Here is a 19,619-nt window from a genome sequence, read left to right on the forward strand (position 1 = left end):
ACACCCTTTGTTTGACCTATTTTGGCAGAACCGAACTCCCCATTAAATAACGGTCTACCTCATGCGCCACTTGTCTGCCTTCGTTAATTGCCCAGACAATCAAGCTTTGACCGCGTCTTGCATCTCCCGCTGCAAATACGCCTTCTACATTCGTTGTATATTCCCCATATTTTGCGTCAATCCGATTGTTTTTGCTGTCCACGCCAAAGTGTTTCACTAGTGGCTGTTCAGTTCCCTCAAAACCAATCGCAATAAAGACTAGCTGAGCTGGCCATACCTTCTCTGTTCCTGGAATCTCATGAAATTCAAACTTCCCTTGTTCGTTTTTCACCTTTTCCATTTGAATGGTATGAAGCTCTTTTAACTTCCCATTTTTATCAGCCACAATCTTTGTGGTTTGAATCGAATATTGGCGCGGGTCTTCTCCAAATTTTGCTTGTGCTTCTTCGTAAGCATAATCTAGAGAGAAGACATAAGGTTGTTCTGGCCACATGTTATCCCCTACACGTGTATCTGGAAGCTTTGGATGCTTTCCGAATTGAACAACACTTTTTGCTTTTTGGCGAAGTGCAGTTGCGACGCAGTCAGCGCCTGTATCTCCTCCGCCAATCACAATGACGTCTTTCCCTTTTGCGTCAATAAAGTTTTTATCTTTGAATCCTGAATCAAGCATGCTTTTTGTTGCGAGTGTTAAATAATCCATTGCCAGGTGAATCCCTTTTGCTTCCCTGCCTTCAATTAACAGGTCACGCTGCTTTTGTGCACCTGTACAAAGGATGACCGCATCAAATTGCTCTTTCAGTTCATCAGCCGTGATATCCACACCAATTTCTGTATTGGTCACAAAGTCAATGCCTTCTTGTCTTAAAAGTTTGACTCTGCGCTCAACGACTTCTTTGTCGAGCTTCATATTCGGAATACCATAAGTGAGCAGTCCGCCTAGACGATCAGATCGTTCAAACACGGTTACAGCGTGTCCTGCTTGGTTTAGTTGGTCTGCACTTGCCAGTCCTGCTGGTCCTGATCCGACAATGGCGATCTTTTTCCCTGTACGGCTTGAAGGAATTCTTGGTGTAATCCAGCCATTTTCAAAACCTTTATCAATGATCGTCCGTTCGATATTTTTAATCGATACTGCTGGATCATTGATCGCGACGGTACATGAGCCTTCACAAGGTGCTGGACATACTCTTCCAGTAAATTCAGGGAAATTGTTCGTTTTTTGTAGTCTTTCAAGCGCTTCTTTCCATCTGCCCCGGTAGACAAGGTCATTCCATTCTGGAATTAAATTGTAGATCGGGCAGCCAGAAACGCCGCCCCTGATCTCCATTCCAATTTGACAAAACGGTGTTCCGCAATCCATACATCTAGCACCCTGCTGTTTCAATACCTCATCTGTATAAGGAGCTGAATATTCTTTCCAGTCATTTTGACGAGTGAGAGGGTCACGTTCATTTGGCTTTTCTCTTTTATAATCCATAAAACCTGTTGCTTTGCCCATTGTCCTCTCCCCTTTCTTAATGAGCGACGGCTGCTTTTTGCCCGTTTGCCGTTTCTTTATTTTTCGGTTTTGTGTTTGCTTCAAATGCGAACATAACAGCTTCCTCGTGGCTGAGGCCTGCTTGTTTTTGTTCCTCAATGCTTTGAAGCATCATTTTGTAATTTCTTGGAATGATCTTAATGAAGTGATTCTTTTCTTGTGCCCAATTCTCTAGAAGCGCTGCTGCTTTTGAGCTGTTTGTATAATCAAGGTGTTCCTGAATCATTTGCTTCACTTCTTGTTCTTCTTCGTGATCTGTGAGTTTTTCAAACATGATCATTTCCATGTTACACATTCTTTTGAACTGTTTTGCATCGGATGTATGCACGTAAGCGATACCGCCAGACATCCCTGCGCCAAAGTTCTTCCCAACGTCACCTAAAATGACAACACGTCCGCCAGTCATGTATTCACAGCCGTGATCACCGATTCCTTCAACGACCACATTGACACCTGAATTACGCACGGCAAAACGTTCACCTGCACGACCGTTAATAAACGCTTTTCCGCTTGTCGCGCCGTAAAATGCAACGTTACCGACAATCACGTTCTCATGTCCATTTTGTACAAAGTGATCAGATGTTTTGACAGCAATTTTGCCTCCAGAGAGTCCTTTGCCGATATAGTCATTTGAGTCACCTGTTAAATATAAAGACATCCCCTTTGGAACAAATGCGCCGAAGCTTTGTCCAGCTGAACCAGTGAACCGAAGTGTGATCGTATCCTCTGGCAGGCCTTCTTCTCCGTAGCGCTTAGACACTTCGCTGCCCGTAATCGTTCCAGCTACACGGTGAATGTTGCGAATGTTTAGTGACAGATCAACCGGTGTTTGATGATCGAGCGCTTCCTGTACATAAGGGAGAATCTCATTCATATCCAGTGATTCATCAATTTTATGATTTTGCGGCGTTCTGAATGTGCGTGGTCCCTCTGGCTGATAAAGCAGGGTTTCAAGGTTCAGCTGTCCTGCTTTCCAGTGTGATTTTGCTCTTTCACTTACTGATAAGACATCCGTACGCCCTATCAATTCATCCATTGATGTAAAGCCAAGTTCAGCTAAAATTTCTCTTACTTCCTCTGCAATAAACATCATGAAGTTGACAATGTGATCAGGGTCACCCATGAATTTTTTGCGAAGTTCCGGGTTTTGAGTAGCGACACCAACTGGGCAAGTATCTAAATGACATGCTCTCATCATGACGCATCCTAATACGACAAGTGGAGCTGTCGCAAAGCCGTATTCTTCTGCTCCTAAAATCGCAGCCATGACAACGTCGCGTCCTGTCATTAATTTGCCATCCGTCTCAAGAACGACTCGCTCTCGAAGGCCGTTTAAGACAAGGGTTTGATGCGCTTCTGCCAATCCAAGCTCCCAAGGAAGTCCTGTATGTTTAATACTTGTTTTCGGAGAAGCTCCAGTACCGCCATCATATCCACTAATTACGATGACATCCGCTGTCCCTTTTGCGACACCTGCTGCAATCGTACCAACGCCAGCTTTAGAAACTAGCTTGACACTGATGCGTGCATCACGGTTTGCGTTTTTCAAATCATGGATCAATTGAGCCAAATCCTCGATTGAATAAATATCATGGTGAGGCGGTGGGGAGATTAGGCCAACACCTGGCGTAGAACCACGTACGTCTGCGACCCAAGGATACACTTTATTCCCTGGCAGTTGTCCACCTTCTCCAGGCTTTGCCCCTTGCGCCATTTTAATTTGCAGTTCCTCTGCATTGACTAAATAATGACTTTTCACGCCAAAGCGGCCAGAAGCAATCTGTTTAATTGCACTTCTGCGATCATCCCCGTGCTCATCTACTGTGAAGCGTGCAGGGTCTTCCCCGCCTTCTCCGCTGTTGCTTTTGCCGCCAATTCGGTTCATCGCAATCGCTAGTGCTTCATGCGCTTCTTTACTTAATGAACCAAATGACATCGCACCTGTCTTAAAGCGGCGTACAATGGATTCAGCAGATTCAACTTCTTCTAGACGAACTGGCTTTTGTTTTGAACGAAAAGCAAATAGATTTCTAAGGAAACCAATTCGTTCTTCATCCGCCGCCTTCGTATATTGCTTAAATAGATCATAATCTTCGTTGCGGCATGCCCACTGAAGGGTATGAATGGTTTTTGGGTTAAAGGCATGATGCTCTCCATTTTTTCTCCACTGGAACTCACTGCCTGATTCTAGCGTTTGATCAGTTGATGCCTGATACCCAGCCTCATGACGAAGCTTCGCTTCACTTGCAATGGTGTCAAGATCAATACCGCCTAGCTGAGAAGCTGTTCCTGTGAAATACGCCTGGATGACATCTTCACTAATGCCGACTGCTTCAAAAATTTGTGCGCCTCGATAGCTTTGGACAGTGGAAATTCCCACTTTAGACATTACTTTAACTACGCCCTCAGTCACACTTTTCCCAAACTTTGTGACAGCTTCATCAAAGCTAATCGCAATCGCTTCTTCAGCAATAAGCTGTTTGTATGTTTCGTAAACGAGGTACGGATGGATCGCATCTGCACCGTAGCCAATCAGTGCGGCAAAATGATGAACCTCTCTTACTTCTCCAGATTCGACGATTAAGCTCACCTTTGTTCGTAAGCCTTGACGCACAAGATGCTGATGAAGTGCACTCAATGCAAGAAGTGGTGGAATCGGCACTTTTTCTTCCGTCATGTCACGATCGGAAAGAATTAGTAAAGATACCCCTTCACGAATCGCTTTTTCTGCCTCTTCAAACATCGCATCAAGACCACGTTTTAGGTCATCAGTGAAAAGTGTATGAATCGTTTTGCTTTTAAAGGCGTTATGAACAATCGTTTTCAAGCCGTTGAACTGCCCGCTTGTTAAAACAGGTGTATAAAGTTTAATTCTTCGGCATGAATATTCATTTGGATGTAAAATATCTCCCTCAGCACCTAACCAAGTCATGGTCGATGTAACGAGCTGCTCACGAATTGCATCAATTGGCGGGTTCGTCACTTGAGCAAACAGCTGTTTGAAATAAGAAAACAGCGACTGCGCACGATCTGATAACACAGCAAGCGGTGTATCACTTCCCATCGAGCCGATTGGGTCTTTGCCTTCTTCTAGTAAAGGAATTAAATACTTTTGAATGTCTTCGTACGTATAATGGAAAGCACGCTGACGTGTTAACAAATCACTCATTATACTAGAATTTTCTGAATTTTCTTCAGAGCGATTGACGTGAACCATTTCTTCATCGAGCCATTTTTGATAAGGAAGTTCATTCGCAATCGAAGATTTCACTTCTTCATCAGAAATAATGCGTCCTTCTTCTAAATCGATTAACAGCATTTTACCTGGTTCAAGACGGTCTTTATACTTCACATCTTCTTCATTTGTGTCGATGACGCCGACCTCAGATGAGAAAATGATATGATCGTCATTTGTCACATAGTATCTCGCAGGTCTTAATCCGTTACGGTCTAAGATGGCACCGATTTGTTTACCGTCCGTAAACGAAATCGCTGTCGGGCCATCCCACGGCTCCATTAATGAACTATGGTATTCATAAAATGCCCGTTTCTCTTTAGACATGTGCGTATTCTCCGTCCACGGCTCAGGAATCAGCATCATCGCTGTATGAGCAGGAGTACGCCCTGCAAGCACGAAAAATTCAAAGGCATTGTCTAAAATGGATGAATCACTTCCGTCTGCATTCAGCACTGGCAAAATCTTGTCTAGATCTTCTCCGAAGGCTTCAGACACGAATTGTTGTTCTCTTGCTCTCATCCAATTGATGTTTCCTCTTAATGTATTGATTTCTCCGTTATGAATTAAGTAACGGTTTGGATGCGCTCGTTCCCATGTCGGGAATGTATTTGTACTAAATCTTGAATGAACGAGTGAAAATGCAGAAACAAATGTTTCATCCTGTAGATCAAGATAAAAAGCATCAACTTGATCTGATGTTAAAAGCCCTTTATATACAATGGTTTGACTAGACAGGCTGACAAAGTAAAATTGTTTTTCCTCTGCTGTTCCCCAGTTTTCAGCCTGCTTGCGGATGACGTATAATTTTCGTTCAAATGACAAACGGTCTGTTACGTTGTCGTTTGCTCCGATGAACACTTGCCGGACAACCGGACAGCTCTTCGCTGCAACCGTTCCAATTTTCCCAGCATCAACAGGAACCGTTCTCCAGCCAATTAATGTTTGCCCTTCTTGTTTAATGAAGCCGTTGATCTTTTGTTCGATCGCTTGACGCGTTTTAGCATCATCATCTTTTGAAAAGAACACCATTCCTACCCCGTAACGGCCCTTTTCAGGAAGTGCAAAGTCTTGACAGTTCTTTCTAAAAAAAGCGTCTGGCAGTTGTACCATTAAACCGGCACCATCACCTGTATACGGATCACTGCCTTGCCCGCCGCGGTGATCAAGCTGGCACAGCATTTGCAATCCCTTTTTGACGATGCTATGTGTCGCCTCCCCTTTTAAATGGGCGTACAGTCCGATTCCACATGCATCATGTTCAAATTCAGGACGGTAGAGACCTTGTGGTTGTGGTAGTTGATTATAAGTCATCGTTTCTCTCCCCCGTTTAAAAGATCCGTTTTTTCACAGTAATAAAATCTCACAAACTCTGTAACTTATTTTAAGTTTTCAAATTAATATAAACAATATATAATTTAGATCAAAACAATCTCTTTTTGAGATAGATGGGTGTGAAGTGCAAAAATGGAGCTTCGTCAATTACGTTATTTTGTAGAAGTTGCTGACCGTGAACACGTGTCAGAAGCGGCTGAAAACTTACACGTTGCCCAATCTGCCATCAGCCGGCAGATTGCCAATTTAGAAGAAGAACTTGGAGTGGCTTTATTCGAACGAGAAGGACGAAATATCAAATTAACGAAAATCGGCAGACAATTTTTGGACCATGTGAGAACCGCCCTAAAAGCGATAGATTACGCCAAAGAACAAATTGATGAATACTTAGACCCCCACAAAGGGACAGTGAACATTGGATTTCCTACAAGTCTAGCAAGCCAAGTGCTCCCTTCTGTCATTTCCGCATTTAAGCTGGAATATCCAGAGGTCGATTTTTTACTTCGGCAAGGTTCCTATAAGTTTCTGATTGAAGCTGTCAAAAATCGAGACATTGATCTTGCCTTTTTAGGACCCGTCCCGACAAACGATCCTCAAATAGAAGGAAATATCTTGTTTTCCGAAAGCATTTATGCCCTTTTGCCTATTAGTCACCCCTTTAGCGGGCAAAGAAGTATTCATTTAAGTGATTTGAGAAAAGACCATTTCGTTTTATTTCCTGAAGGATATGTGCTGAGACAAATTGCGGTTGATGCCTGTAAGCAGGCTGGCTATGAGCCTACTATCTCATCTGAAGGAGAAGATTTGGATGCCATTAAAGGTCTTGTGTCAGCGGGTATGGGCGTTACTTTATTACCCGAAAGTGCTTTTTATGAAACAACACCGCGATTTACAGTGAAAATTCCCATTGATTTCCCTCAAGTGAGAAGAACGGTCGGAATTATTGCTTCTAAATCGAGAGAGATGTCTCCTTCTGCCCATGATTTTTATATGTTTGTAAAGGACTTCTTTTCAAAAATTGAACAATATAAATAATTCATTAAAACAAGACATTTCATTTGTAGAAATAATCCCTCTTTGTATATGATGAGTTACAGAACAACAGACTATATGGAAGAAAGGTAATCGTATGAAATCAATTTTATCGTTTTTAAAGCCCTATCGGCTATCCGTTGTGTCCATTGTGATTCTCACCTTTTTAAGCAGTATGCTCCAGCTGTATTTACCGACGCTTACAGCAGATATCGTTGATGTCGGGATCGTCCAAGGAGATGTCGCTTATATATGGAAGGTTGGGGGCTGGATGGTGGCTTGTTCTTTACTTGCCATCTTGCTCACGATTTGGAAGTCCTACTTGTCATCTAAGACAGCTCTAGGCTTCGGGCGTGATATGAGAAGACAGCTGTTTGTGCATGTCGAACAATTCTCATTAGAAGAATTTCAAAAAATCGGGACATCTTCCTTTATTACAAGATCCACAAATGATGTGAAACAAGTTCAAGATGTCACGATCATGATCTTACAAATGATGACACGGGCGCCTCTAATGCTCGTTGGTGGAATTATTTTGGCTGTATCTAGAGATGCTGTGTTATCTCTCATCTTTTTAGCAGCTCTTCCCCTTCTTGGCGGGTTCATTTATTTGGTGTCAAGAAAAGCGATCCCCCTCTTTGGCCAGCTTCAGAAAAAAACGGACCGGCTGAACTTGATTATGAGAGAGTCGCTTTCAGGCATTCGGGTCATACGTGCGTTTAACCGAGTAGATGACGAAAAGGAACGTTTTCAAGAAGCCAATACATCGTATAAGGATACTGGTCTTAAGGTCAATCGATTAATGGCGTACTTGTTCCCTTTTATGCTCATTATCATGAACTTCACGAATATCGGCATTGTCTGGATTGGCGCTAATCGGATTGATGCCGGACAGATGGAAGTCGGGAATCTGATCGCCTTCATTCAATATGCGATGATGATTTTAATGGCACTCATTATGCTTTCTATGAGTTTTATTATGGTGCCTAGAGCTCAGGCATCAGCTAAACGGATGAATGAAGTGTTAAATCTAGAACCCAAAATTAAAGACAAAAAAGAAGCTGTCACTAAACTTGATCAGCCAGCCCAGTCCATTCGCTTTGAGGATGTGTCATTTTATTATTCAAATGCTGAAAAACCAGCCGTTCAAGACATGACGTTTGAAGCCAAAAAGGGTGAAACGACGGCGATCATCGGCAGTACAGGTTCCGGGAAAACGACCCTTCTTCAGCTGATGACACGTTTTTACGAGGCAACAGAAGGAAAAATTACATTAGATGGTGTCGATATTAGAGAATTGCCTCAAGAGAAACTGAGAAGTCAGATGGGTTATGTTTCTCAAAAAGCCATTTTATTTAGCGGAACCATTGCTGATAATGTGCGCTTTGGCAAACGCGATGCAACAGATGACGAGATTTGGCAGGCATTGCGGACAGCACAGGCCGAAGAATTTGTTTTGCAAAAAGATGGCGGAATTCACGCAGAGATAGACCAAGGGGGTTCGAATCTCTCTGGCGGTCAAAAGCAGCGTCTTTCGATCGCAAGAGCACTCGTAAGAAAACCTGCATTCTACCTGTTTGACGATAGCTTCTCTGCCCTTGATTACAAAACGGATGCAAAACTTCGGTCAGCGCTAGAAGCTGAAAAAGAGCATGCTGCTTTGATTATTGTGGCCCAAAGAATCAGCACAGTGAAGCATAGCGATAAAATCATTGTGTTAGATGATGGAAAAATAGCAGGTATCGGTACACATGAACAGTTACTGAAAGATAACCTTGTCTATCAAGAGATAGTCGCATCACAGGAAGGTCAGGAGGTGGAGCAAGGATGAGTAAAAAAATGTCTTCTGGAATGGGACATAAAGGCGGTCACCCAAGGGGTCCAGTACAAAAACCGAAGGAATTTAAAAAAACACTTCTTCGTTTAACGGGCTATTTAAAACCGAGGAAATTTCAGCTGATCATTGTCCTGATTGCAGCGATCGGTTCAACCGTTTTTAATGTCGTCAGTCCAAAATTACTTGGGGATGCCACCTCTTCCCTATTTGAAAGTTTTACACAAGGAACTGGCGTTCAATTCGATGTCATTTCACGCATTTTATTGCTGCTTGTTCTATTATATGTCGTAGCATCTCTCTTCTCATTCGTGCAGCAATATGTAATGGCGGGTGTCTCGCAGCAGACTATTGCTGAATTAAGGCAAGAAGCAAATGACAAGCTCACACGTCTCCCCCTTCGTTATTTTGATAAAACAACACATGGAGACACGCTGAGCCGGGTGATGAACGACATTGATAATATTAATACTTCTTTACAGCAGGCACTCACGCAAGTGATCACATCTGTCATTACAGTCATTGGAATTGTCGTCATGATGCTTTTCATCAGTCCGCTGCTGACGCTGCTTGTTTGTTTGACGCTGCCTCTTAGTTTGTTTGCGATTCGAGGCATTACATCATTTTCGCAAAAGCATTTTAAAGCACAGCAAAAAGAACTAGGGATGATCAATGGACATATTAATGAAATGTTCACAGGACATCAGACGGTTCGTGCGTATGGCTATGAAAAGAAAGCCATTGATACATTTGATCAATTAAACGAACAACTATATGAATCTTCAAGAAAAGCACAATTTATCTCCGGCTTAATGATGCCGATGATGACCTTTATTGGGAATCTTGGCTATGTGGCGGTAAGTGTTGCTGGCGGAATTCTTGTCATTAATGGGAATATTCGTGTTGGGGATGTGCAAGCATTTATCCAATACACACAACAAATGTCGCAGCCACTTGTGCAAGCATCCAGTGTTGCAAACTTAGTTCAATCTGCTATCGCTTCTGCTGAACGGGTGTTTGAAATTCTAGATGAGGAAGAAGAACATGCGCAAGAAGATGCAGCGATTGATCTTAAATCCCTTTCCGGAGATGTGGCCTTTGAGCACGTTCACTTCGGTTATGAGAAAGATCAACCCATTATTAAAGATTTGAATTTACAAGTCCGAGAAGGACAAACGGTGGCCATTGTTGGGCCAACAGGCGCTGGAAAAACAACGATTATTAATCTGTTAATGCGCTTTTACGAGCTAGATCAAGGCTCCATTCGCATTGGCGGCGTAAAAACAACCGACCTCAGCCGAGAGCAAGTGCGTGACTTATTTGCGATGGTTCTTCAGGATACATGGCTCTTTGAAGGCACAATTTATGACAACATCGCATATGGCAGACCAAATGTTTCAAAAGAGGATGTGTTGAAGGCCGCTAAACATGCCTATGCAGACGATTTCATCCGCACCCTTCCAGATGGATATGACACACTCTTAACAGAAGATGCCGGCAACCTCTCACAAGGTCAGCGTCAACTGTTAACCATCGCCCGTGCCATCTTATCTGATCCGAAGATATTAATCTTAGATGAAGCAACAAGCAGTGTCGATACACGGACAGAGATGCATATTCAAAAAGCGATGAATCAATTAATGAACGGCAGAACAAGCTTCGTCATTGCACATCGACTTTCAACGATTAAAGATGCCGATCTCATTTTAGTCATGAAAGATGGCACGATCATTGAAAAAGGAACTCATCGTGAGCTTTTGAAAGAAAAAGGCTTTTATGCCGACCTCTATATGAGTCAATTTGCCGAAAACCAAGTCGGTTAAACAGCACCAAAAAGGATAGACAGCATGTGAAAATGCCTGTCTATCCTTTTTGTGATGCCTTAAGCTTCCCGTTTTCTGACTTTCACACTAAGTTTCGTCATGTAATCCGCTTCATTTTTAGACATCAGAGAATGAAGTAAATACTCCTCAAAGACATCACCATCCAGTATCATATCCTCTGCTTCGATTCGATCTAATAAACGTGAATAGGCAGTCTCCATCTCTTCATATGTTCCTTGTTGATACATGACTGCATATAGACCCGCAGGCTTTTTGACTGCATCCGGCCCTTCCATTCGGCAAAACAGCCTATCAGATTGATGATAATGACGCTGCAAAAACTGCTCCTTGTTTAAAACAGAACCATTTGCCGCGGCACCTTTAATACCAATCCCTTTCAGAAATTCTCCTACAATTCGAGAAATTTCTTCTATAGGTGTGTTTGAATCAATCGGGTTTGATGTACTAAGGACGATCGGTTCTTCTGGCAGTTCTTGAAACAAGACCTCCCCTGTTTTCACTGATGATAATTCATTCGTTGTCTCGATCACACGAAAAAGAAAAGATTGAATATCCTGTAGTTTTTGGATCTCCTCCCCGACCTTTTCTGCTTGCTCAACCGCAAGACTTTGCAATTTATCCTGAGAAGGCTCAGTAAAGTATTGTTTTAATTGTTTGATCGGAAATTGAACAGCACGAAGAGATTGAATGGCCATGAAATGATCAAACTGTTCAAATGTATAATAACGGTACCCATTTTCCTGAACACCTGCCGGCTTAAACAAATCGATCTTATCATAATAGAGCAGTGTATCTTTTTTCACTTCAAATAATGCCGCAAATTCTCCAGTTAAAAATGTTTTTTGAACATCGCTCATCATTTTTAGGGCTCCTTTCTTGACTATGGAGTTACTCCATCCTTTATGATAACATGCAGAAACACCACATATGTGGAGAAAGGATTTACACATGAACAAAATCGCACAAGATCAAGTCACATTATCACTTGCAAATCAAGAAGACTTCCCTTTGATGAAAAAAGAACTGCAAGATGCTTTCACAGCTGGCATCATTGATGCATTTGGCGATGCAGAAGGTGGACCAATTCCTCCTGATGAGTCGATTGATGAATCTTTTTATTCGACTGAGAACCTTGTCTATCATATTTTACTAAACGGTCAAAAGGCAGGAGGGGTTGTTTTAAAAATCAACCCTCTCACACACCGCAATTCGGTGGACCTGTTATATATCTCTTCATCATCTCACAGCCGAGGCATTGGTCAGGCAGCATGGAAAGCCATTGAGGCGCAATATCCAGAAACGAAGGTGTGGGAAGTTGTCACTCCTTATTTTGAAAAGCGCAACATTCATTTTTATGTGAACAAATGCGGGTTTCAGATTGTTGAGTTTTATCACTTACACCATCCAGATCCGAGCTTCCCTCATGAGAAGAATCAAGAAAATGACCCTTTAGCACCTGAGACATTTGAATTTTTCAAATTTGAGAAAGTCATGAAAAAAGATTGTTCAAGTTCATAAAAAAACTCCCTCTTATCTGGAATTTCAGATTGTTGACAAAGGGCTAAAATGGACTTTATTTTAGCCCTTTGTCTTCTTTTTCAAGAGTTGTCAGTGCTTCAGCATCGTTTCCATGTCGTTCCCCCTTTTTCTCTCTTCTTTTCTCATACACTAAAAAAACACTACCCCAAGAAGAAAGGTAGTGTTCGTTACATTCATTCTAGCTTCTAATCTGACCATCACCAGATAGAAGCAGCTTTGTTGTTGTCAGTGCAGGAAGTCCCATTGGCCCTCTTGCGTGCAGTTTTTGAGTAGAAATGCCAATTTCAGCGCCATATCCTAGTGCACCGCCATCTGTAAAACGTGTAGATGCGTTATGATAAACAGCGGCCGCATCGACTTCGTTTAGAAAGATTTGTGCGTTTTTTTCATCCTCTGTTACGATGGCTTCTGAATGTTTCGTTCCGTACTGATCAATGTGATGAATGGCGTCCTCAATTGAGTCAACGACTTTCACCGCAAGATCAAGACTTAAATACTCATCTGTCCAATCTACTTCCTCCGCAGGAACCGCTTCGGAAAAGAAAGATTGAGCGTCTTGATCTCCATGCACAGTGACATGGTGCTGAAGGAGTGCTTCATTCAATGCTGCACCATTTTCTTTCAGCCAATCGCGATGAACGATCAGAGTCTCAAGCGCATTACAAACGGCCGGACGATTTGTTTTCGCATTGATGACAATCTGAATGGCTTTTTCTACATTCGCTGTTTGATCAATAAAAATATGGCAGTTCCCTGTCCCTGTTTCAAGAACTGGAATGGTCGATTCTTCTACAACTGTTTTGATTAAAGAAGCCCCGCCTCTCGGAATTAAAACATCAATCCACTCTTTTAGATGAAACATCGCTTGAACCGATGAACGGTCTGTTTGTTCAATAAACTGTACCGCATCACGAGGGATCTTTGTTTGATCCAATGCCTCATGAATGACGCGGACGATGGCTTTGTTGGAAGAAATAGCGGAGGAACCGCCTTTTAAAATCACTGAGTTGCCTGCCTTGAGGGCAAGCCCTGCTGCATCGACAGTGACATTCGGTCTCGCTTCATAGATCATCCCGATCACGCCGAGCGGTACTCTTCGGCTTTTCACATGTAAGCCGTTTTCAAGAGTCCATTCATCCAATATTTCTCCAACAGGATCTGTTAATCTCGTCACAAGCCGCAAACTTTCCGCAAACTCATGAATTCTCTCTTCATTTAACATTAATCGATCCATTAATGCTTCAGAGAAGCCCTTTTCTTTTCCAGCCTCTAAATCCTTTTGATTTTCCTGTAAAATAAAATCACTTTGCTGTTCGAGTGTTTCTGCTATTTTCAGCAGCGCCTCATTTTTTTCCTCTGTTTGAAGTAAACCTAGTTTTTTTGATACGTGCTTTGCTTTTTTCGCTTTTTCTTTGACCGATGTGACAACTTCAGCTGTCAGTGTCATGAAATTCCTCCCTTATGATTAGCAAACTGGTATTGATAAATCTAAATGACAAACAAACGCTTCAAGATCTACGACATGCACCACTTCATCCTGTAGCAAGTCACCGTTCAGTGCGAGTTCGTCGGACGCATAATTGACAATGCCAAGCCCTATTTCTCTTTCATCTTGATCTAAAATACGGACAACATCGCCTTTTTTAAACGAACCCTTTACATTGACTATGCCGTCAGAATCCAGACTTTTCTCACGATGCATGAGAAGCTCCTGTGTTTTCTCTTGAACAACGATTTCGCCTTTTGGGCCAGAATGAAAAGCAATCCACTGTTTTTTATAATTCAGCGGCGCTAAATTTTCGTCAGCTGTAAAATAAGTGCCGTCCTCTGTCCCATTAATGGCTTTGTCTAAAATGTGAGGCGTATCGGCTTTTCCCAAAAAGCCATTGATGCCTGAAGCCATTGAAATTTTAAAGGCGTCGAGTTTTGATTTCATTCCGCCTGTGCCAACGCTGCTTCCCGCATCTCCAGCGGCTGCTTCGATGTCTTCTGTGATTTCTGTGACTTCTAGAATTCTCTTCGCATTCGGATTTGTATGAGGGTTATCTTCATACAAGCCGTCAATATCAGATAAAATAGCGAGGAAATCCGCATCAATCAGTCCAGCTACTTTTGCAGACAATGTATCATTATCTCCAAACTTCAACCGATTGATCGTCACTGTATCATTTTCATTAATAATCGGGATGATCCCTCGATCTAATAACACATTCATTGTATTTCGCACATTTTGATAGCGCGTTTCATCTGAAAAATCGCTTCTTGTAATTAATAGCTGTGAAGCAATATAACCGTGCGATAAAAATAAAGTAGAATATGACTCCATTAAAAGCCCTTGCCCTATTGAGGCAGACGCCTGTTTTTCTGGCAGTGTTTTCGGTCTATCAATAAACCCTAATTTTCGGTAACCAGCTGCAACCGCACCAGATGAGACCAAAATGACTTCGTGTCCTTCATCTTTGAGTTTTACAATTTGATTGACGAGGTTTTCTAGTTTTTTCAAACTAATCTCACCTTGAAAGCTAGTAAGAGAGCTGCTTCCGATTTTCACAACAATTCGTTTTCTCTCTTTATCTGCGTACACCTTATCACTCCTGTATTGAGGCTCTATTTATATCGTTACTTTTTGTTTTTGCTGTTCACTTATTTCTTTTGATCGATTGGCAGCATGTTTGACAGCCTGTTTGATGGCTTCTCCTCCGCCAAAATCATCTAATGCATCTAGTCCTGCAGCAGTTGTTCCATTAGGTGACGTAATTTTTTCTCTGAGGACAGAAGGATTTTCAGCTGTTTCTTGCAGCATCTTCGCTGCACCGAGAAGTGTCTGTGTACCGATTTGACGGGACATTTCTTTTGATAAGCCAGCTTCTTCTCCAGCTTCTTCGATTCTTTCCATTAAGAAATAAAAATAAGCTGGACCGCTTCCGGCAATTCCTGTGAAAATATCCATTTGCTCTTCCTGAATGGTATACACTTCTCCCATTTCAGATAAAAGAGCCCGACTCATGCTTACATGTTCATTTTTCACATAACGTCCAGCAGATAAAGCGGTCGCCGACGCCCCAATCGTACTTGACGTATTTGGCATTACTCGCATAACAGGCTGCCCTTCATGCAGCATGTCTTCAATATACGATGATTTCACACCTGCAAGTACAGACAGGATGAGCTGATCTTTCTGAATATGAGGTTTTAATGATTCAAGTGCTGTTTCAGCATCCTTTGGCTTCATTGCCAGGATCAACATATCCATTTCTTCAAAAGGAAATGAATCCATTGTGGCTGTTTGGATTCCGTAGCGTTTCGTTAGTTCGTTTAATCGCTGCTTATTTTGCTTGTTTGTTGCGTAAATTTGGCAGAGCGGCATCTGACCTGATCGCACAATACCTGCAATCATTCCTTCCGCCATAGAACCTGCTCCAATGAAAGCAACTTTCTTTTGATCAATGATATTGATCCTCTCCCTTGTTCGCTTTTTGTTCGTGTTTTTCGCACGTTAGTTATCGTAACATGATGAGAAATCGTGTCAAGAAAGAGCCAGCGCTTTTCAAAAGTCCCGAATACACGCTGAACAGCTTGCGGTATGTATGTTAGCCGTGTTTTTTAAAATCATCAATTTAGATCAAAAGAACTATACAGATTTGAATCATAGTACCCTTTAGTTCGACTGAATTCACCATTTTATTTTTGGTTTCGGTGACTTCAATTCTAGTTTTTAGAAAGCGTTATCATTTTGATGACTTTCTATTTTCCTATAGGATGAATGTGTTTGAATCTTTCGATTAGACTATTGACATATTTTAGAAAACATGTCCGTTGAAATGCGTTTTTTGTGGTGATACCGTGAAAGGGAAACAAGAGAAAAAGGAGCGTTCATAATGAAAGTAAAAGAAAATTACGTCAATGTCATCCCAATGAAAGAAATCCGATCTACAGATGACCTTCTTTTCCCATTCCCTATCTACAATGAATTACGATCGCAGGGTGATATTCGATACGATGAAACGAGAAAGTGCTGGGATCTCTTTCGATATGCTGATATTCAGTCCGTTCTGAAGCAGCCAAAAGTGTTTTCATCACAGCGAGGAAGAAGTACATCTAAAACGAGTATTTTAACAATGGACCCTCCAAAACATACCAAAATGAGAGCACTCGTCAATAAAGCCTTCACGCCAAAAGCGATCAAACAAATAGAAGAAAAGATCAAAGACTTGACCCATGATCTATTACATCAAGTAAAGGATCAACGGACCTTCGATATTGTGCAAGATCTTGCCGCTCCCCTACCTGTCATGATCATCGCCGAGCTTCTCGGTGCAGAAGTGAAAGACAGAGAGCTGATCAAAAAACATTCAGATGCTCTAGTTGCAGGAGCCAAAGATGATTCAAAAGAAGCTGTTCAAGCCGTTGTCGACATGCAAAAACAAGCAGAAAAAGAGCTGTCAGAGTACTTTGCTCATTTGATCCAAAAACGAAAAGAAATGCCAGCCGATGATTTAATCTCTCTTCTCATCCAAGCGGAAATTGACGGTGAGCGTTTATCAGAAAATGAACTGCTTGGCTTTTGTATACTCTTACTCGTTGCTGGTAATGAAACAACAACGAATTTAATCACAAATGCCGTACGACTTTTAACAGAGCAGCCGCATATCGCCGAATCAGTGCGGCAAGACCTGTCTCTCATTCCTCAATTGACAGAAGAAACGCTACGCTATTATCCGCCTGTTCAAGCGATTGGGCGAGTTGCAGCAGAGGATGTTCAGATTGCCGGTTCTCACATTGAAAAAGGAGACTATCTTATCAGCTGGGTGGCATCTGCGAATCGTGATGAACGGAAGTTTGACGATCCAGATACGTTTCGTCTTGACAGAAAATCAAATCCGCATTTGAGCTTTGGCTTCGGCATCCATTTTTGTCTTGGTGCCCCTCTCGCCCGGCTTGAGGCTCATCTAGCACTTGAGGTTTTACTCCGTACGTTTCGAGAAATCACCTGTGCGGCAGATCAGCTGAAACCGATTCAAAGCACGTTTGTGTTTGGGGTCAAAGAATTCCCTGTGCAGGTCACCCGTTTTTAAAAGTCCCTTTCATTAGGGGCTTTTTTTCATATGCTTATCCTTACCTTCCTCGTCTGAACATGCTAAAATAAAATCCATATGTACAGTGATCACGGAATTCGGAAAGGAAGCTAAACGTATGACCGATTACACAGCAATGAAAGACGGAATATTCAAATCAGTTTGTTCGTTAGATTGCCCTGATCAGTGCGGTCTTTTAATACATAAAGAGAACGGAAAGATCGTTAAAGTTCAAGGAGATCCAGATCATCCAGTCACTCAAGGAAACATTTGCAATAAAGTGCGGAATGTCACAGCTCGTTTATATGATGAAAAACGTCTGACAACACCATTAAAACGTGTAGGTCAAAAAGGTGACCGGCAGTTTGCTCCAATTACGTGGGAAGAAGCGATTGAAACCATTCGTCAAAAATGGACAAAGCTGATCGAAGAAAAAGGACCAGAAAGCATTTTGCCTTACAGCTTCTATGGGAATATGGGGAATCTCAATGCAGAAGGAATGGACCGCCGCTTTTTCTATCGACTTGGCTCAAGTCAGCTAGACCGAACCATTTGTCAGTCAGCCGGAACAACTGGCTATAAATATACAATGGGCGCAAGCATCGGGACAGACCCAGAAGAGACCATTCATACGAAACTATTTATCTTTTGGGGCATCAATGCGGTTTCAACCAATATGCATCAAATCACGTTGGCACAAAAAGCTCGAAAGCAAGGGGCTAAAATTGTCGTCATTGATGTACACAAAAACCAAACGGGCCGGATGGCAGATTGGTTCGTTCCGCTTCGCCCTGGCACTGACAGTGCGCTAGCTCTTGGGATCATGCATGTCCTTTTTAAAGAAGACCTCACAGATACGTCATTTTTAGAGACTTACACGGTCGGTCACAATGAACTTCGCGAGCATGTGAAGCAGTACGATCCAGAAACGGTTGAACAGATCACGGGTGTCCCGAAAGAAGACATCATCACACTTGCGAGAATGTACGCAGAGACATCGCCGTCTCTCATTCGTATTGGCAATGGGCTACAGCATCACGATAATGGCGGTATGAGTATTCGAACCATCTCCTGCCTCCCCGCCCTCACCGGTCAATGGTTGCACAAAGGCGGCGGTGCGATGAAATCGAACTCTTCTTTTCTTAGTTATAATGAAATCGCTCTTCAGCGGCCGGAATTATTAAAGGAACGCGAGCCTAGAACATTTAATATGAATCAGCTAGGCAGCGTGCTAACGAACGCAGAACCTTCTATTGATTCTCTTTTTGTCTACTCTTGCAACCCGGCTGTTGTGACACCTGAAGCAAATAAAGTAAGAGACGGTTTAATGCGGGAAGACTTATTTACGGTTGTCCATGACTTGTTCATGACAGAGACAGCCACTTATGCGGATATTGTTCTGCCAGCGACCTCTGCCTTTGAAAATGAGGATTTTTATACTTCTTACTGGCATCATTACATTCAAATTCAAGAACCTGTTATAGAACGTTATGGAGAAAGCAAATCAAACACAGAAGTGTTTCGTCTTTTGGCTCATGCGATGGGCTTTGAAGATGAAGCCTTTAAAGACACAGATGCGGAACTAATGGAACAAGCTCTTCATCATCCTGAAAATCCGCATTATGAAAACATTTCATATCAAGCGTTAAAAGAGAAAAAGTGGATCAAAGCAAAACGAGGGCCTTTCGAAGATTTAAAGCTCCCTACCCCAAGCGGGAAAATTGAGCTTTACTCTGAACAAATGAAAAAAGATGGATATCCAGCCCTTCCAACCTATGTACCTTTATTCAAGGAAAGTGATTATCCACTGACGTTTATACCGGGACCAAACCATAATTTTCTTAATTCCACCTTCTCTCTTCATGAGAAGCATCAAAAGCTTGAGAAATATCCGAAGCTTCATATGAATGAACAAGATGCAAAAGAAAGACAGATTGAAGATGGGGACATGGTTCGTGTGCTGAATGATCGAGGAGAATGCGAGCTCATCGTGTCAGTCGGACAAAATGTGTTATCTGGCGTTGTTGTCAGCCAGGGATTATGGGCAGACCAAAAAGGCAAAAAACATTTGGTGAATGGCCTCACACCTGATCGTTTGGCAGATATGGGCGGTGGTGCGACGTTCTTTTCCGGCAGAGTCGAAGTTGAAAAATTATGATAGAAAGAGCCAGGCGTTTTGCTCCCG

Annotated in this window: 12 protein-coding genes; 6 read left to right on the top strand and 6 right to left on the bottom strand. The window is 42.3% G+C overall.

The features are described from left to right. Window positions 1-16 precede the first annotated feature (16 nt). Both gltD and gltB read right to left on the bottom strand, forming a co-directional pair. Complete coding sequence (gene gltD, locus ACTJJD_RS00060) at window positions 17-1,501, bottom strand: glutamate synthase small subunit (protein ID WP_024718332.1); 1,485 nt, start codon at window positions 1,499-1,501, stop codon at window positions 17-19. Window positions 1,502-1,517: 16 nt separating this feature from the next. Continuing rightward, window positions 1,518-6,089 (bottom strand): glutamate synthase large subunit, encoded by a 4,572-nt coding sequence (gene gltB, locus ACTJJD_RS00065; protein ID WP_281215234.1) that lies wholly within the window; start codon window positions 6,087-6,089, stop codon window positions 1,518-1,520. Between the two features lie 153 nt (window positions 6,090-6,242). On the opposite strand from gltB, the gene ACTJJD_RS00070 reads away from it, so the two are divergent. From ACTJJD_RS00070 to ACTJJD_RS00080, 3 genes are all read left to right on the top strand, one after another. Further along, window positions 6,243-7,145, top strand: coding sequence for a LysR family transcriptional regulator (locus tag ACTJJD_RS00070; RefSeq protein WP_024718330.1), 903 nt, complete (start codon window positions 6,243-6,245; stop codon window positions 7,143-7,145). A gap of 94 nt (window positions 7,146-7,239) precedes the next feature. Continuing rightward, window positions 7,240-8,973, top strand: a complete 1,734-nt coding sequence (locus ACTJJD_RS00075) for an ABC transporter ATP-binding protein (RefSeq protein ID WP_046526851.1) — start codon at window positions 7,240-7,242, stop codon at window positions 8,971-8,973. Next, window positions 8,970-10,799, top strand: a complete 1,830-nt coding sequence (locus tag ACTJJD_RS00080; protein ID WP_017367415.1) for an ABC transporter ATP-binding protein — start codon at window positions 8,970-8,972, stop codon at window positions 10,797-10,799. The genes ACTJJD_RS00075 and ACTJJD_RS00080 overlap by 4 nt, the downstream gene beginning before the upstream one ends. Window positions 10,800-10,858: 59 nt before the next feature. On the opposite strand, the gene ACTJJD_RS00085 is transcribed toward ACTJJD_RS00080, so the two are convergent. Next, the gene (locus ACTJJD_RS00085) at window positions 10,859-11,680 is read right to left on the bottom strand and encodes a MerR family transcriptional regulator (RefSeq protein ID WP_017367416.1); all 822 of its coding nucleotides are present in this window, start codon (window positions 11,678-11,680) and stop codon (window positions 10,859-10,861) included. Window positions 11,681-11,768: 88 nt separating this feature from the next. On the opposite strand from ACTJJD_RS00085, the gene ACTJJD_RS00090 reads away from it, so the two are divergent. Next, window positions 11,769-12,338 (top strand): GNAT family N-acetyltransferase, encoded by a 570-nt coding sequence (locus ACTJJD_RS00090; protein ID WP_056704317.1) that lies wholly within the window; start codon window positions 11,769-11,771, stop codon window positions 12,336-12,338. A gap of 199 nt (window positions 12,339-12,537) precedes the next feature. Here ACTJJD_RS00090 and ACTJJD_RS00095 read toward each other — a convergent pair whose 3' ends face one another. The 3 genes from ACTJJD_RS00095 to proC are packed head-to-tail and all read right to left on the bottom strand — an operon-like array spanning window position 12,538 to window position 15,768. Next, entirely contained in the window at window positions 12,538-13,806 is a 1,269-nt protein-coding gene (locus ACTJJD_RS00095; protein WP_025207480.1) for a glutamate-5-semialdehyde dehydrogenase, read from the bottom strand. Between the two features lie 18 nt (window positions 13,807-13,824). Beyond that, window positions 13,825-14,943 (bottom strand): glutamate 5-kinase, encoded by a 1,119-nt coding sequence (gene proB, locus ACTJJD_RS00100; RefSeq protein WP_025207481.1) that lies wholly within the window; start codon window positions 14,941-14,943, stop codon window positions 13,825-13,827. A gap of 27 nt (window positions 14,944-14,970) precedes the next feature. After that, complete coding sequence (gene proC / locus ACTJJD_RS00105; protein ID WP_205474905.1) at window positions 14,971-15,768, bottom strand: pyrroline-5-carboxylate reductase; 798 nt, start codon at window positions 15,766-15,768, stop codon at window positions 14,971-14,973. 469 nt (window positions 15,769-16,237) lie between these two features. Here proC and ACTJJD_RS00110 point away from each other — a divergent pair, with 469 nt between their 5' ends. After that, window positions 16,238-17,434: a cytochrome P450 gene (locus ACTJJD_RS00110; RefSeq protein WP_440608006.1), complete on the top strand. Its 1,197-nt coding sequence runs from the start codon at window positions 16,238-16,240 to the stop codon at window positions 17,432-17,434. 118 nt (window positions 17,435-17,552) lie between these two features. Beyond that, window positions 17,553-19,592 carry a molybdopterin oxidoreductase family protein gene (locus tag ACTJJD_RS00115; RefSeq protein WP_440608007.1) on the top strand — a complete coding sequence of 680 codons (2,040 nt, stop codon included), beginning with the start codon at window positions 17,553-17,555 and terminating at the stop codon, window positions 19,590-19,592. Window positions 19,593-19,619 lie beyond the last annotated feature (27 nt).

It is taken from the genome of Bacillus sp. 22446 (assembly GCF_052044955.1).
Classification (GTDB): domain Bacteria; phylum Bacillota; class Bacilli; order Bacillales; family Bacillaceae; genus Bacillus; species Bacillus altitudinis.

Bases quoted from the DNA above. Each gene is read 5' to 3' on its own strand.
- gltD (WP_024718332.1), bottom strand. From the start codon at position 1,501: ATGGGCAAAGCAACAGGTTTTATGGATTATAAAAGAGAAAAGCCAAAT.
- gltB (WP_281215234.1), bottom strand. From the start codon at position 6,089: ATGACTTATAATCAACTACCACAACCACAAGGTCTCTACCGTCCTGAA.
- ACTJJD_RS00070 (WP_024718330.1), top strand. From the start codon at position 6,243: ATGGAGCTTCGTCAATTACGTTATTTTGTAGAAGTTGCTGACCGTGAA.
- ACTJJD_RS00075 (WP_046526851.1), top strand. From the start codon at position 7,240: ATGAAATCAATTTTATCGTTTTTAAAGCCCTATCGGCTATCCGTTGTG.
- ACTJJD_RS00080 (WP_017367415.1), top strand. From the start codon at position 8,970: ATGAGTAAAAAAATGTCTTCTGGAATGGGACATAAAGGCGGTCACCCA.
- ACTJJD_RS00085 (WP_017367416.1), bottom strand. From the start codon at position 11,680: ATGATGAGCGATGTTCAAAAAACATTTTTAACTGGAGAATTTGCGGCA.
- ACTJJD_RS00090 (WP_056704317.1), top strand. From the start codon at position 11,769: ATGAACAAAATCGCACAAGATCAAGTCACATTATCACTTGCAAATCAA.
- ACTJJD_RS00095 (WP_025207480.1), bottom strand. From the start codon at position 13,806: ATGACACTGACAGCTGAAGTTGTCACATCGGTCAAAGAAAAAGCGAAA.
- proC (WP_205474905.1), bottom strand. From the start codon at position 15,768: ATGGCGGAAGGAATGATTGCAGGTATTGTGCGATCAGGTCAGATGCCG.
- ACTJJD_RS00110 (WP_440608006.1), top strand. From the start codon at position 16,238: ATGAAAGTAAAAGAAAATTACGTCAATGTCATCCCAATGAAAGAAATC.
- ACTJJD_RS00115 (WP_440608007.1), top strand. From the start codon at position 17,553: ATGACCGATTACACAGCAATGAAAGACGGAATATTCAAATCAGTTTGT.